Genomic DNA, 14,228 nt, shown 5'->3' on the forward strand with positions numbered 1-14,228 from the left:
ATTCGGCGAACTCCCGCAAGATCGTGCGTCTTGATCGCTTACGGGGTTCCGGGTACGCCATCATCGGCCGCGAGATGCTGGATACGACACAGAGCGAGGCCGCGCCGCCGAAGGACGAGCCGCGCGGGTGCCTCTTCGCCCTTTCCCAGCCACCGCTGATGATCTTCCTTGCGGTGATCGGGTGTCTGATCCTCATGGCTGCGCTGCACGATCTGCTGTTGCTGTGAGCCGTACACGTCCGTCCCGGCGCCACCCGCCGGGACCGACGTCGCCCGAGCACCGCCGCCGTCGACAGGGGCGCCGGCCGGGGTCGGATTCACCCGCTCGGACCAGACCGGGTCAGCCGGTCGCCTCCTTCCGGCGCGCCCGGTACGCGGCCACATGCAGACGGTTGCCGCAGGTGCGGCTGTCGCAGTAGCGGCGGGAGCGGTTGCGGGAGAGGTCCACGAAGGCGCGGCGGCAGTCCGGGGCCTCGCAGCGGCGCAGCCGCTCCTCCTCGCCGGCGACGACGAAGAAGGCCAGGGCCATGCCGCAGTCGGCCGCGAGGTGGTCGGCCACGGAGGAACCCGGGGCGTAGTAGTGGACATGCCAGTCGTAGCCGTCGTGATCGGTCAGCCGCGGGGTGGTGCTCGCCGCCGCGACCAGCTCGTTGATCAGCCCGGCCGCGCTCCTGGCGTCCGGGGCCGCGAAGATCGCCGCGAACCGCGCCCGGACCGCCCGCACCGCCGAGAGGTCGGCGGAGGACATCACGCCGACATCGCTGACCTCGTGGTTCCGTACGAATTCCGCGAGGGCCGGGACATCGGGCAGCCCCTCCGGCGCCGATTCGTCCTCCGGCGCGGTGTTCACCAGGTCCACCACGGTGTCGAGGGCGCACCGGGTGTCATGGGTGATCAGCACGTTTCGCTCCCTGGCCTGGGGGTCGGGCAGGCGCCCGCCGATGCTGGCCGATGGTAGCGACAACGCGCCCACCGCACGGGCCTTGTCCGGCCCGACTGCCGGTGGAACGCCTCCGGGGCCCCCGGGGTTCCCGGAGGCCGCCGTACGCCCGCTCCGGGCCGCCACAGGCGACACGCGGACGCGCGCGGACGGACCGACGCCGTTCCGTGAGCGCTCACGGTGACGGCGCCGGCCCGTGCCGTATGCGGTTGTCCTGGCCCAGGCCGTCTCCCCGAGTGGACGGCGCCGGGCTGCTCAGAAGGGCGGGCTAGCTTTCCGCCAGGATGTGGGAGAGCTCCTGGTCCAGATCGAAGTGCCGGTGCTCCGTGCCGGGCGGCACGGCGGCGTCGGTTCGCTTCAGGAAGGACTCGAGGGCCCGTGCGGGCGCCTCGAGCAGGGCCTCCCCCTCAGGGGAGCTGAGGGCGATGCAGACAACGCCCTGACCATGGCTGCGGGACGGCCAGACGCGGACGTCTCCGGTTCCGGTGGGCCGATGCAGCCCCTCGGCGAGGAGGTCGCGGGCGAACACCCACTCGACGGTCTCCTCGGCTCCGGTGTGGAAGGTGGCGTGCACGGCGTAGGGGTCGGCCGTGTCGTACCGCAGGCCTGCGGGGACAGGCAGGGAGGACTCGCTCGACACAACGAGGCGCAGGTGCAGCTCGCAGCTGACCGTGGTGTTCATAAGCGCCAGGGCCTTTCGCTCAGTGTGCGCTCGGGGATTCGCACGTCGGCGAAATCGACATGCCACCTACGGTGCCGTTGTAAACCCCTCTGAGGGTTTTGCGTGCGTTTACGACACTCTTCCGGCCGAGAACTCGTACCGGATCTACGACCATTCCGGTGATGTGAATCACTCGGGTAGCGTTGTCGGTATGAATACGGGGAGTGACCACCCTGGGCTCGGGTCCCGCGCGCCGGAATTCATCAAGGCGCGCAGACTGCTGCACCGCGGCTGGCAGGCCGGCGTCTTCGTGATCGGCCTCGCGGTCGTGATCGCCGGCGTCGCCATGCTCGCGCTGCCCGGACCGGGCTGGGTGGTGATCTTCGCGGGCATGGCGATCTGGGCGACCGAGTTCGTCTGGGCCCAGGTCGTGCTCCGCTGGACCAAACGCAAGGTCACCGAGGCGGCACAGCGCGCCCTCGATCCCGCGGTGCGCCGCCGCAACATCGCGCTGACCGTGACCGGAGCGGTGATCATCGTGGTGCTGTGCACGATCTACTTCTGGCGCTTCGGACTCGTGCCGCCCTGGAAGATCAAGGGCCGGTGAGCCGCTCGCGCCACCCCGCGCCCGCACCGGCGGGCCGCTGGTCGAAGGCACCGCCTGACATGGGGTAATCTTCTTCCTGTGCCCGGGCGATTAGCTCAGTGGGAGAGCGCTTCGTTCACACCGAAGAGGTCACTGGTTCGAACCCAGTATCGCCCACCCCGGACCGACGGCCCATCCGCGAAAGAGCGGATGGGCCGTCGTCGTATTCGTAAGCCATGACGAACCGTCACCCGGTGGGAGAAGTTCCGGTCACGTACAACTGGCCGAAAGTATCCGGGTTTTCCGGAAAGCCGCGGACTTTCCCGCGCGCCGCGCCTGGAGCGCGGAATTCCGTGTTGTGCCAACGCCGGTGAACCGTAAGCAATCTGAGGTCTCCTCGGTGTCCGGCGCGGTCGGCCGCCCCGGTGCGGGCAGACTCGGCGCATGGACTGGAACCACTACCGCTTCCGCAGCCCATGGCGCCTGCCGGTGGCACCGGCCGCCGTCTTCGCCGTGCTGGAACGGCCCGAGGACTACCCCCACTGGTGGCCCCAGGTGCGCTCGGTGACCCGGCTCGACGACGCCACCGGCATCCTCACCATCCGCTCGGTGCTGCCGTACGCCATGACCTTCACCGCGCACGAGCGCCGCCGCGATCCGGCCGCCGGGATTCTGGAGATCGCCATGAGCGGCGACATCGAGGGCTGGGCGCGCTGGACGGTCACCGCCGCGGGTGCCGGGACGCTCGCCGTCTACGAGCAGGAGGTCGACGTCCGCAAGCCCCTGCTCCGGCGTCTGGCCCTGCCCGGCCGCGCGGTGTTCCGCGCCAACCACCGCCTGATGATGCGCTCCGGACGGCGCGGACTGCTGCGCCGGCTGCGAGCGGTTTGAAGGATCGGCGTCGGGACCTGTATTGTTCAGTGCGTTCCCGGGCGATTAGCTCAGTGGGAGAGCGCTTCGTTCACACCGAAGAGGTCACTGGTTCGAACCCAGTATCGCCCACCGGGAAAGAGCCGGTCCGCAGCAGCGGACCGGCTCTTTTTGCTGCCGGGGGAGGGGCGGCCCCGGGCAACTGAGCGGCCGTACACCGGTGATGCACCGGCGGGATCACCCCTTCGACCGCGGGGCCGGGGAACGGCAGGATGCCCAAGTGACTCATCCGCTCCGGCTCCGTGACTTCCGGCTGCTCTTCGTCAGCCGCACCATGTCCACGCTCAGCGACGCCCTGGTGCCCACCGCCCTGAGCCTCGCCGTGATCGGGGTGACCGGCTCGGCGACCGATCTGGCCGTGGTGCTCGGCTGCGCCCTGGGCGCCCGGCTGCTCACGCTGCCCGTGGCAGGCGTCGTGGCCGACCGCTACAACACCCGCCGGGTGGCCTTCGGCGCCGACCTCACCCGGGTCGCCACCCAGGCCCTCGTCGCCTTCCAACTGATCGGCGGCCACCCCTCGATCCCGCTGATCGCCGCCGCCCAGGCCGTGGCGGGGGTGGCCTCGGCCGTCAGCCTCCCCAACCTCGCGCCGCTCGTCACCCGGGCCGTGCCCGGCCCCGGACCGGAGCGGCAAAAGGCCAACTCGCTGATGGGCGTGGCCAAGAGCATCTCCCAGCTGGCAGGACCCGCCCTGGCCGGCGGGCTGATCTGGGCGGTCGGCATCGGCTGGGTCTTCGTCCTCGACTCCGCCGCCTTCGCCGTCAGCGCGACCATGATGCTCCTCGTCCGCCTGAACCGGGAGGGGACACCGCCCGGCGCCCACCGCGCGATCCTCGTCGGCCTGGTCGAGGGCTGGGCCGAGGTGCGGGCCCGTGACTGGTACCGGATCAGCCTGATCGCGCACGCCACCTGGAACTTCGCCGCCAACGTCCTGCTCACCCTCGGCCCGCTCGTCGCGGTCACCCGGCTCGGCGGACAGGGCACCTGGATCGCCGTGACACAGGCCGGCGGCATCGGCCTGCTGGCCGGCTCGCTGCTGGCCGGACGGGCCCGCCCGCGGCGCCCGATCCTCGCCGGCAACCTGGTCCTGGCGAGCTACGCCGTGCCCCTGACCTGCTTCGCGATCGGGGCCCCGGTACCCGTGCTCGTGGCCGGGTACGGCGTCGCCATGGCCGGCCTCGGCTTCCTGAACCCCACCTGGCAGACCGCGGTGCAGACGGCCGTCCCGCAGCGCGTGCTCGCCCGCGTCAGCTCCTACGACTGGCTGGCCTCGCTCGCCGCACAGCCCCTCGGCGTCATCCTCGCCCCGATCGCCCTGCACGCCTGGGGCGCAAGACTGCCCTTCGCGCTCACGGCCGTCCTGGTCGCCACCGTCTGCGTCGGTGCCGCACTGGCACCCGGCGTGCGCAACCTGCGCCTCGAACAGCCCGCCGACACCACGGGCGACGGCCCCCGTTCCCTCCGCGAGGCCGCGTCGGACAAGGCGACGGACACGGTCTGACCCCTCGTCCGGGGGCCTCGCGCACCGGACGCGACACGGCCCCCGCGGTGATCACTCCACGCACACCGGTGCCGACGGGGCCCTCCGGCCCACGCGTCGAAGCACCGGAGGCGCTACGCCGCCGCCGGCATCTCCGGCCGCAGCGGCCACTCCGTGTGGACCGTCTCCTCCGAGCCGTTGCGCGCGAACCAGGACTGGAGGCCGCGGGCCTGGGCGGCATGCCAGTTGGCCTGGAGGGTGTGCAGCTCGGCGGGGGAGAGGCGTTCGAGGCGGGTGGCGAAGCGGCGGCCCAGCGCGCGCACCACCTCCAGCGCGGCCAGCGCGTCCGCCGCCGCGTCATGCGCCCCCTCCAGCTCCACGCCGTAATGCGCGCACAGATCCGTCAGCGTGCGGCGCCCCTTGCGGTAGCGGTCCAGATGCTTGTCCAGCACCCGCGGATCCAGCACCCGCAGCGGCACCGAAGGGAACCACCGCTCCAGCGACGACGCCCGGTGCCGGCGCAACTCCCGGTCCAGCAGCGTCAGATCGAACGGCGCGTTCATCACCACCAGCGGGCGCCCCCGCGCCGCGTGCTCCGCCAGCTGCTCGGCTATCTCGAACATCACCGGCGCCGGCCAGCGCCCGTTGCGCTGCAGGTGCTCCTCCGTCAGCCCGTGCACCGCCGTCGCCCCCGCCGGCACCGGAACCCCCGGGTTCACCAGCCAGCGCGAGACGCGGGGCAGGGTCTCCGGCGCGTCCTGGACGACGACGGCGGCCGACACGATCCGGTCGGTCTCGACGTCCACACCTGTGGTCTCCGTGTCGAAGGCGGCCAACGGCCCTTCGTACCAGTACGTCATCCCAACCCAACTCCTCGTTCACCCACGGCAGATGACGTCCCGTCTTCTGCCCGTTTGGTGATACCCGGGCCGTTTGCGCCGTACGCCGGAAGGAGACAACAGGAGTACGGGTCTTTGCAGTTCAGCAGCCCGCAGCGGAGAAACTCTTGGCTCGGAAGGCTGTTGGTCATGGCCACTCTGCAGCCCGAGCGCGGTGGGCTGCTGCCCGAGCGCACGGGCACCGTCCGCGGCTCGCTCGCCACCACCGCCTGCATGGAGACGCTCCAGGTCGGCTATCTGCACGCGGTCGCCGCCGCGGCCGGCTGCTCGCTGTCCCAGCCCTTCCCGGACAACGGCATCGACTGGCACGTCAGCCACAGCGCGCCCGGCCACACCGTCGACGACGAGGTCACCATCAAGGTCCAGCTCAAGGCCACGTACCAGATACCGCCCCACCCCCCGGGCCGCACCTTCTCCTTCACCCTCGACAACGACCATCTGCGCAAGCTCGCCCGCACACCCGTCTCGGTGCACAAGATCCTCGTCGTGATGCTGGTCCCGCGTGCCCAGGACGACTGGCTGCGCGCCGGCCACGACCGGCTCGACCTGAGGCACTGCTGCTACTGGGTCAACCTGGCCGGCCACCCGCTCACCGGCCGGACCCGGACCACCGTGCGGATACCGACCACACGCATCTTCGACGACCGGGCGCTGTGCGAGATCATGACCCGCGTCGGGACGGGAGGCAGACCATGAGGATCCGTCCCGACGAGGAGCAGGTGCCGCCGCGGCCGCACCCGGGCGCCCTCCCCTGGCACCGCCCCCCGAACCCCGCCGACGTCGACCCCGCCGTCCTCGCCGTCCTGCTGCGCCGGCACGGCTGGCAGCGCCGCGGCGGGGCCGCCGGACGCTACGGCCGCTGGACCCCGCCAGGACCGGGCGGCGCCGGCACCAGCCTGCTGGTCCCCGAGGGCCGCGCCTACCCCGACAGCGACGACCTGCTCGCCGAGGCCCTGGACGCCCTCGCCCGCAGCGACACCCCCGCCGCCCGCGAGGTGCTGATCGGCCTCGCCGTACCCAGCGACGAGATCCGCTGGTGGCGCGATGCCCCGAGCGGCCCGGCCGGCGCCGCCTCCTGGGGCCACGAGGAGCAACTACGCGACGCCGGACGCCAGTTGCTGCTCGCCGCGGCCCTCGCCACCCGCGCCAGGGCCGGCTACCACGGAGCCCGCCACCGGCGCGCCGCCACCGCCCTCCTCGACGACGTCCTCGTCGGCCCCGCCGCCGAGGACGGCCGACTGACCGCCTTCGCACCCGTGGCCGTCGCCCGCCCCCTCGCCGTCCGCCTCCACCAGGCGCTGTACGCCGCCCGCGAGGCCATCGACTACCGGCGCGCCACCGGCGGCATGGACGCCTTCGACGGCGCCGTCGAGGCCGGCGTCAGCCGCGAGCTGACCGAGGCGATCGGCGCGCTGGTGCGGGGCACCGAGGGCGCCGGGGTCGCCGTCGCCTGGGCACCCGCCGCCGGTGTCCCCGAGGGCTGCGCCCCGGGCGCCGAACCCGTCGAGTTCTCCCCCGGCGACCTGCCCGTGCTGCGCGAGGCCGCGGCCCGCTATCTGCACGAGGAACCCTCCGAGCCGGTGCGGATCACCGGCGCGGTGGTGCGCCTGCGCCGCTCGGGCCCGTGCGGCGAGGGCACCGTACGGCTGCGCGTCCTCGCGGGCGCCGAGGTGCCGCACGTCCGCGTCACCCTGGACGAGGAGGACTACCGGATCGCGGGCCACGCCCATCTCGTCGGCCTCCCGGTGCGGGTGCACGGCCGGCTGGAGCGGCGCGGCGGCTTCCGCAGGCTCACCGGCGCCTCCGGGGTCGTACCGGTACAGGTGGACGAGGCGGAGCGGGACCGGCTGATGAAATCCCTCCAGGAGAACCTGGACTTCTTCGAGGAGGCCTGCGGGGAGGCGTGAGGGGCCGGGGACCGACCGTAACCGTTTCGCGGTCGGCGCCCTCGGGTCGGTACGATCGCCTGTGCGCGCGCTCCTGGTATGGCGCCGCACCCACCTTCAGTCAGGAGAGACCGGTGTCAGACGTCCGTGTGATCATCCAACGCGATTCCGAGCGGGAAGAACGCGTGGTGACGACGGGCACTACGGCCGCCGACCTCTTCGCGGGCGAGCGCTCGATCATCGCCGCGCGCGTGGCCGGCGAGCTGAAGGACCTCGCGTACGAACTGTCCGACGGCGACGAGGTCGAGGCCGTCGAGATCGCCTCCGAGGACGGCCTGAACATCCTGCGCCACTCCACCGCGCACGTCATGGCACAGGCCGTGCAGGAGCTGTTCCCCGAGGCCAAGCTGGGCATCGGCCCGCCGGTCAAGGACGGCTTCTACTACGACTTCGACGTCGAGAAGCCGTTCACGCCCGAGGATCTCAAGGCCATCGAGAAGAAGATGCAGGAGATCCAGAAGCGCGGGCAGAAGTTCGCCCGTCGCGTCGTCACCGACGAGGCCGCCCGCGAGGAGCTGGCCGACGAGCCGTACAAGCTGGAGCTGATCGGCCTCAAGGGCGCCGCGTCGCACGACGACGGCGCGGACGTCGAGGTCGGCGCCGGCGAGCTGACGATCTACGACAACCTGGACGCCAAGACCGGCGAGCTGTGCTGGAAGGACCTCTGCCGCGGTCCCCACCTGCCCTCCACCCGCCTCATCCCGGCGTTCAAGCTGATGCGCAACGCGGCCGCCTACTGGCGCGGCAGCGAGAAGAACCCGATGCTCCAGCGCATCTACGGCACCGCCTGGCCGTCCAAGGACGAGCTGAAGGCGTACCTGGAGTTCCTCGCCGAGGCCGAGAAGCGCGACCACCGCAAGCTCGGTGCCGAGCTGGACCTCTTCTCCGTCCCCGAGCAGATCGGCTCCGGCCTCGCCGTCTTCCACCCCAAGGGCGGCATCATCCGCCGCACCATGGAGGACTACTCGCGGCGCCGCCACGAGGAGGAGGGCTACGAGTTCGTCTACACCCCGCACGCGACGAAGGGGAAGCTCTTCGAGACCTCGGGCCACCTGGACTGGTACGCCGACGGCATGTACCCGCCCATGCAGCTCGACGAGGGCGTGGACTACTACCTCAAGCCCATGAACTGCCCGATGCACAACCTGATCTTCGACGCGCGCGGCCGCTCCTACCGCGAACTGCCGCTGCGCCTCTTCGAGTTCGGGACCGTGTACCGGTACGAGAAGTCGGGCGTCGTGCACGGCCTCACCCGCGCCCGCGGCTTCACGCAGGACGACGCGCACATCTACTGCACCCGTGAGCAGATGTCCGAGGAACTGGACAAGACGCTCACCTTCGTCCTCGGACTGCTGCGGGACTACGGTCTGACCGACTTCTACCTGGAGCTGTCCACCAAGGACCCGGAGAAGTTCGTCGGCTCCGACGAGGCCTGGGAGGAGGCGACCGAGACCCTGCGCCAGGTCGCCGAGAAGCAGGGCCTGCCGCTGGTCCCGGACCCGGGCGGCGCCGCGTTCTACGGCCCGAAGATCTCCGTCCAGGCCAAGGACGCCATCGGCCGCACCTGGCAGATGTCGACCATCCAGCTCGACTTCAACCTGCCCGAGCGGTTCAACCTGGAGTTCACCGGCTCCGACGGCACCAAGCAGCGCCCGGTCATGATCCACCGCGCGCTGTTCGGCTCCATCGAGCGGTTCTTCGCGGTGCTCCTGGAGCACTACGCGGGCGCGTTCCCGGCGTGGCTGGCCCCGGTGCAGGCGCTCGGCATCCCGATCGGCGACGGTCATGTCGAGTACCTGGAGAAGTTCGCCGCGGCGGCCCGCAAGCAGGGCCTGCGCGTCGAGGTGGACTCCTCCTCGGACCGTATGCAGAAGAAGATCCGCAACGCGCAGAAGCAGAAGGTGCCCTTCATGGTCATCGCGGGCGACGAGGACATGTCGAACGGCTCGGTGTCCTTCCGTTACCGCGACGGCTCCCAGGAGAACGGCATCCCGGTCGACGAGGCCATCGCCAAGATCGCCAAGATCGTGGCGGAGCGGGCCCAGGTCTGACCCTGGCCGAGAAGGGCCCCCGGCGGACTTCGGTCCCCGGGGGCCCTGGCCTGTACGGGGGCCTTACGCCATATGCTGCACAGCATGACGAGTGAGCCGGAGCAGCAGATCGGCGTGGGGACGCAGGACGCGTTCCAGCGCCTGTGGACGCCTCATCGGATGGCCTACATCCAGGGCGAGAACAAGCCGAGCGGCCCGGAGGCCGGAGACGGCTGTCCCTTCTGCTCGATCCCGGCCAAATCGGACGAGGACGGGCTGATCATCCGCCGCGGCGAGCATGTCTACGCCGTCCTCAACCTGTATCCGTACAACGGCGGCCATCTGATGACCGTGCCCTACCGGCATGTGGCCGACTACACGGAGCTCACCGGGCCGGAGACCGCCGAGCTGGCGGAGCTGACCAAGCAGGCGATGACCGCCCTGCGCACCGCGTCCGGGGCGCACGGCTTCAACATCGGCATGAACCAGGGCGCGGTGGCGGGCGCCGGCATCGCCGCCCATCTGCACCAGCATGTGGTGCCCCGCTGGGGCGGCGACACCAACTTCATGCCGGTCGTCGGCCACACCAAGGTCCTCCCGCAGCTTCTCGCCGACACCCGCAAGATGCTGGCGGACGCCTGGCCCGCGTAGACAGGTACGTCGTACGGAAGAGGGCGCCCCCCGCTCGGGGAGGCGCCCTCTTCCGTGTTTTGGACGCGCTACGCGTCGTACAGGTCAGCCTTGCGCGGCGAGGGGTCCTGGATCATTCCGCTGAGCACCGAGGAGCGGTTGCCGAACTTCTCCGTCTCGACGCCGTGGTCCTTGAGGACCTTGATCGCGGCCGAGTGCACGACCCGCAGCACCGGGGTGGCCGCGCGCAGCGCGTCGTCGGCCATGAAGCGGTGCTTCCACGGCTGGTCGGCCCAGGCGTGCCGCAGACCGAACGGCTCGGGCAGGCCCAGCGAGCCGCCGAGCCAGTTGAGCAGCGGCGGGTACCAGGCCAGCGGGGCGCGCACGGCGAGCCGTACCACCTCGTCCGTGGTCATCAGCGGCAGGTTGATCTTGCGGGTCTCCCAGAACTTGAAGGTCTTGGTGACCTCCTTGGTCCGGCCCTCCGGCTTGCCCCAGAACAGGCCGTTGACCGGGCCGAGCGCATGGCCGGTGACCTCGATGCGCAGCGTTTCGTGCAGCACGGTGACCGTGATCATCATGGTGATCACCAGCTGGCCGTCCCACAGCGTCCACTGCACGCCCAGGTAGTGCCGGTCGCCCTTGCCGAACTGCTGCTTGTTGCAGATGTCCTGTATGGCGTGCGGCTTGACCTGGAAGGCCTCCACGTCGGCGCCCTCGGGCCGGGACACCGCGCCCGCGCCCTCCGGGATCGGGGTGACGATCCAGTGCTTGACCGACGGCTTGGGGAAGCCCCCGGTGTTCAGCGGGCCGCGCTCCAGCAGGGCCAGCTGGTCATGGATCGCGCGGATGACGTCCCAGCTGCGGAACGGGTGGATCTCCCGGCCGGGGGCGTCGGACACCAGCTCCTCGGCGAGCTGCCAGGAGCCCCAGCGGGTGCCCATGCCGAGTATGCCCTTGGGGCCCGCGTAGAAGACCGAGTTGGACTGCTGCTCGGCGGTGAGCCGGGCCAGGGACTCGCGCAGCGCGTCGGCCGCGGTCTGGTCCGGGCCGCGCGGCACCGCCTCGGGCACCTTGATGCCGACGCTGCTGCCGGAGAGCAGGCCGTCCCAGCGGGAGCGCAGGTCCTGGGCGGTGCGCTCGCAGATCCGCTTGGCCAGGTACCAGCCGACGACGGGGAGCACCACGGCCGCCCGCGCGTACCACCCCCAGAAGCCGCCGAACGGCATCTTCCACAGGAACAGCGCCGCCAGCAGGCCCACGCCGAGGAGCAGCGTGGTGGCCAGGGTGCCGGCCCGCTTGTCGTCCCGCTTGGCGACGAAGGCGCGCAGCTGGAAGACGAGCAGCCAGCCGATCAGGCCCGGCAGGAAGAGCACACCGCACAGGACCGTCACGAGCGTCAGCCGGTTGTCGCGCTCCCGGCGGATGTTGTTGGCCGCCAGACAGTGCTCGACCACGAACTGGGGTTCGGAGCCGAAGGACTGGATGAGCGGCTTGCGGCCGGCGCCGAGCATGCGGTCCACGACGGCGCGTGAGAACGCCTCGCCGAGGTTGGGCCTGAACAGGGCGATCCTGCCGCCCTTGACGGTGGACTGATGCCACTCGTTGTCCGCGTCCTTGATCTTGTCGACCGGGCCGTCCCGGTAGGCCGCGGAGGCCAGGGCGGCCGTCGCCGCCTGCTGGCCGTCGCCGGAGACGGGCACCTGGGGCCCGTCCCACTCCGTTCCAAACGACATTCCCGCCCCCATCGCCGCCGGTGTCGCTTCTGCGGCCTTCCCGACTTCCCTGCCCCGCACACCTGTTGAGCCCGTCGTCGTACCGGAACCGGACGGCCGGCGCGGGACGTGCCCAGGTGATCAGCGTATCGGCCGGCACCGACAAGCGGAGGGCGGACGGCCGAAGCCGTCCGCCCCGGTGTCCGGGAACTACCCGTCCTCCCCGCCCTGTTCGCGGATGCGTTCGGCGATCTGCGCCGGCATCGGCTCGTGCCGTGCGTACGCCCGGTCGAAGCGGGCCGTGCCGTGGGAGAGCGAGCGCAGGTCGACGGCGTAGCGGCCGATCTCGAACTCGGGGACCTCGGCCCGGATCAAGGTGCGTCCGGAGCCCACCTGTTCGGTGCCGAGCAGCCGGCCGCGGCGGCCCGAGAGGTCGCTCATCACGGCGCCCACGTAGTCGTCGGGGACGAGGACGCCCACCTCGGCGACCGGCTCCAGCAGGTGGATCCTCGCGTCGGCGGCGGCCTCGCGCAGGGCGAGCGCGCCCGCGGTCTGGAAGGCGGCGTCGGAGGAGTCCACCGAGTGCGCCTTGCCGTCGAGCAGGGTGACCCGTACGTCCACGAGCGGATGTCCGGCCGCGACGCCCTTGGCGGCCTGGGCGCGGATCCCCTTCTCCACGGACGGGACGAACTGGCGCGGCACCGCGCCGCCGACCACCTTGTCCACGAACTCGATGCCGGAGCCGCCGGGCAGCGGTTCGACCTCGATCTCGCAGATGGCGTACTGGCCGTGCCCACCGGACTGCTTGACATGCCGGCCGCGCCCGGTCGCCCTGTTCGCGAACGTCTCCCGTAGGGGGACCTTGTGCGGTACGACGTCCACCTGGACGCCGTAGCGGCTGCGCAGCCGTTCCAGTGCGACGTCCGCGTGCGCCTCGCCCAGGCACCACAGCACCACCTGGTGGGTGTCCTGGTTCTGTTCCAGGCGCATCGTCGGGTCCTCGGCGACCAGCCGGGACAGTCCTTGCGAGAGTTTGTCCTCGTCGGCCTTGCTGTGCGCCTGGATGGCGACCGGGAGCAGCGGGTCCGGCATCTGCCAGGGCTCCATCAGCAGCGGGTCGTCCTTGGCGGAGAGCGTGTCCCCGGTCTCGGCGCGGGCGAGCTTGGCCACGCTCACCAGGTCCCCGGCGACGGCCTGGGTGACGGGCCGCTGCTGCTTGCCGAAGGGCATGGACAGGGCGCCGATCTTCTCGTCGACGTCATGGTCCTCGTGGCCCCGGTCGGTCAGGCCGTGTCCGGAGACGTGCACCGTCTGGTCGGGGCGCAGCGTGCCGGAGAAGACACGGACCAGGGAGATGCGGCCGACGTAGGGGTCGGAGGCGGTCTTGACGACCTCGGCGGCCAGCGGTCCTTCGGTGTCGCACGGTGTGAGCTCGCGGGCCTTTCCGTCGGGGGTGGTCATGCCGGGCACCGGGTGTTCGAACGGGGTCGGGAAGCCGCCCGTGATCAGGTCGAGCAGTTCCACGGTGCCCAGGCCCTGGCGGCCGCCGTCGGCCGCGGGGGCGGCCGCGAGCACCGGGAAGAAGCTGCCGCGGGCCACGGCCCGCTCCAGGTCCTGGATCAGGGTCTTGATCTCGACCTGCTCGCCGCCGAGGTAGCGGTCCATGAGGGTCTCGTCCTCGCTCTCGGCGATGATCCCCTCGATGAGCCGGTCGCGGGCCTCGTCCAGGTCCGGCAGCTGGTCCGCGCCGGGTTCGGACTCCTTGCGCTCGCCGGTCGAGTAGTCGAACAGCTTGCGGGTGAGCAGCCCCACCAGGCCGGTGACGGGCGCGTGTCCGTCGGGGCCCTCGGCGCCGCGCAGCGGCAGGTAGAGGGGCAGTACGGCGTCCGGGTCGTCGTCGCCGAAGGCCTCCGCGCAGATCCGGGTGGTCTCCTCGAAGTCGGCGCGGGCCGCCTCCAGGTGGGTGATCACGATCGCCCGGGGCATCCCGACGGCCGCGCACTCCTCCCAGACCATGCGGGTGGAGCCGTCCACGCCGTCCGAGGCTGAGACCACGAAGAGGGCCGCGTCCGCGGCACGCAGACCGGCCCGCAGTTCTCCGACGAAGTCGGCGTATCCGGGGGTGTCCAGGACGTTGATCTTGATGCCGTCCCAGCTGACCGGCACCAGGGACAGCTGGACGGAGCGCTGCTGGCGGTGCTCGATCTCGTCGTAGTCGGAGACGGAGCCGCCGTCCTCCACGCGGCCCGCCCGGTTCACCGCCCCGGCGGTCAGCGCGAGGGCCTCCACCAGGGTCGTCTTGCCCGATCCGGAGTGGCCGACCAACACCACATTCCGTATGGACGCGGGCTGGTCGGCCGTCAGAGCCCTGCCGGCGGCCCCGGGGTGTGTCTGGTTCTTGTCGCCCATGAT

At 71.4% G+C, this 14,228-nt stretch carries 13 protein-coding genes and 2 tRNA genes; 10 read left to right on the plus strand and 5 right to left on the minus strand.

Annotated elements, in window-relative coordinates:
• Positions 1-74 precede the first annotated feature (74 nt).
• Positions 75-227 (plus strand): hypothetical protein, encoded by a 153-nt coding sequence (locus AB0N90_RS22850; protein WP_164932512.1) that lies wholly within the window; start codon positions 75-77, stop codon positions 225-227.
• 112 nt (positions 228-339) lie between these two features.
• Here AB0N90_RS22850 and AB0N90_RS22855 read toward each other — a convergent pair whose 3' ends face one another.
• Positions 340-900 (minus strand): CGNR zinc finger domain-containing protein, encoded by a 561-nt coding sequence (locus AB0N90_RS22855; RefSeq protein ID WP_365199335.1) that lies wholly within the window; start codon positions 898-900, stop codon positions 340-342.
• Positions 901-1,207: 307 nt separating this feature from the next.
• Complete coding sequence (locus tag AB0N90_RS22860; protein ID WP_004002642.1) at positions 1,208-1,621, minus strand: SsgA family sporulation/cell division regulator; 414 nt, start codon at positions 1,619-1,621, stop codon at positions 1,208-1,210.
• Between the two features lie 190 nt (positions 1,622-1,811).
• On the opposite strand from AB0N90_RS22860, the gene AB0N90_RS22865 reads away from it, so the two are divergent.
• The 5 genes from AB0N90_RS22865 to AB0N90_RS22885 all read left to right on the plus strand — a co-directional run bounded on the left by AB0N90_RS22865 (position 1,812) and on the right by AB0N90_RS22885 (position 4,617).
• Positions 1,812-2,207 (plus strand): TIGR02611 family protein, encoded by a 396-nt coding sequence (locus AB0N90_RS22865; RefSeq protein ID WP_365199338.1) that lies wholly within the window; start codon positions 1,812-1,814, stop codon positions 2,205-2,207.
• An 84-nt stretch (positions 2,208-2,291) separates the two neighbouring features.
• Positions 2,292-2,363: transfer RNA gene (locus AB0N90_RS22870), tRNA-Val, on the plus strand.
• A 267-nt stretch (positions 2,364-2,630) separates the two neighbouring features.
• Positions 2,631-3,077 carry an SRPBCC family protein gene (locus AB0N90_RS22875; protein ID WP_361680025.1) on the plus strand — a complete coding sequence of 149 codons (447 nt, stop codon included), beginning with the start codon at positions 2,631-2,633 and terminating at the stop codon, positions 3,075-3,077.
• A 39-nt stretch (positions 3,078-3,116) separates the two neighbouring features.
• A tRNA-Val gene (locus tag AB0N90_RS22880) sits at positions 3,117-3,188 on the plus strand.
• A gap of 148 nt (positions 3,189-3,336) precedes the next feature.
• Positions 3,337-4,617 carry an MFS transporter gene (locus tag AB0N90_RS22885; protein ID WP_365199341.1) on the plus strand — a complete coding sequence of 427 codons (1,281 nt, stop codon included), beginning with the start codon at positions 3,337-3,339 and terminating at the stop codon, positions 4,615-4,617.
• Positions 4,618-4,730: 113 nt separating this feature from the next.
• Here AB0N90_RS22885 and AB0N90_RS22890 read toward each other — a convergent pair whose 3' ends face one another.
• Positions 4,731-5,456 (minus strand): 3'-5' exonuclease, encoded by a 726-nt coding sequence (locus tag AB0N90_RS22890; protein WP_365199344.1) that lies wholly within the window; start codon positions 5,454-5,456, stop codon positions 4,731-4,733.
• Positions 5,457-5,624: 168 nt separating this feature from the next.
• Here AB0N90_RS22890 and AB0N90_RS22895 point away from each other — a divergent pair, with 168 nt between their 5' ends.
• The 4 genes from AB0N90_RS22895 (at position 5,625) to AB0N90_RS22910 (ending at position 10,122) form a co-directional block, all read left to right on the plus strand.
• Positions 5,625-6,191 (plus strand): DUF4365 domain-containing protein, encoded by a 567-nt coding sequence (locus AB0N90_RS22895; protein WP_037651085.1) that lies wholly within the window; start codon positions 5,625-5,627, stop codon positions 6,189-6,191.
• Positions 6,188-7,402: a hypothetical protein gene (locus AB0N90_RS22900; RefSeq protein WP_365199347.1), complete on the plus strand. Its 1,215-nt coding sequence runs from the start codon at positions 6,188-6,190 to the stop codon at positions 7,400-7,402. The genes AB0N90_RS22895 and AB0N90_RS22900 overlap by 4 nt, the downstream gene beginning before the upstream one ends.
• Before the next feature lie 113 nt (positions 7,403-7,515).
• Positions 7,516-9,492, plus strand: coding sequence for a threonine--tRNA ligase (thrS, locus tag AB0N90_RS22905; RefSeq protein WP_361680013.1), 1,977 nt, complete (start codon positions 7,516-7,518; stop codon positions 9,490-9,492).
• 72 nt (positions 9,493-9,564) lie between these two features.
• Positions 9,565-10,122: an HIT domain-containing protein gene (locus tag AB0N90_RS22910; protein ID WP_365199350.1), complete on the plus strand. Its 558-nt coding sequence runs from the start codon at positions 9,565-9,567 to the stop codon at positions 10,120-10,122.
• Between the two features lie 68 nt (positions 10,123-10,190).
• Here the strand turns inward: AB0N90_RS22910 and AB0N90_RS22915 are convergent, their stop codons facing one another.
• Both AB0N90_RS22915 and AB0N90_RS22920 read right to left on the minus strand, forming a co-directional pair.
• Positions 10,191-11,837 carry a hypothetical protein gene (locus AB0N90_RS22915; protein ID WP_365199353.1) on the minus strand — a complete coding sequence of 549 codons (1,647 nt, stop codon included), beginning with the start codon at positions 11,835-11,837 and terminating at the stop codon, positions 10,191-10,193.
• Between the two features lie 189 nt (positions 11,838-12,026).
• Positions 12,027-14,225 (minus strand): elongation factor G-like protein EF-G2, encoded by a 2,199-nt coding sequence (locus AB0N90_RS22920; protein ID WP_365199356.1) that lies wholly within the window; start codon positions 14,223-14,225, stop codon positions 12,027-12,029.
• Positions 14,226-14,228 lie beyond the last annotated feature (3 nt).

The organism is Streptomyces sp. NPDC093018 (assembly GCF_040684035.1).
Lineage (GTDB): Bacteria > Actinomycetota > Actinomycetes > Streptomycetales > Streptomycetaceae > Streptomyces > Streptomyces murinus.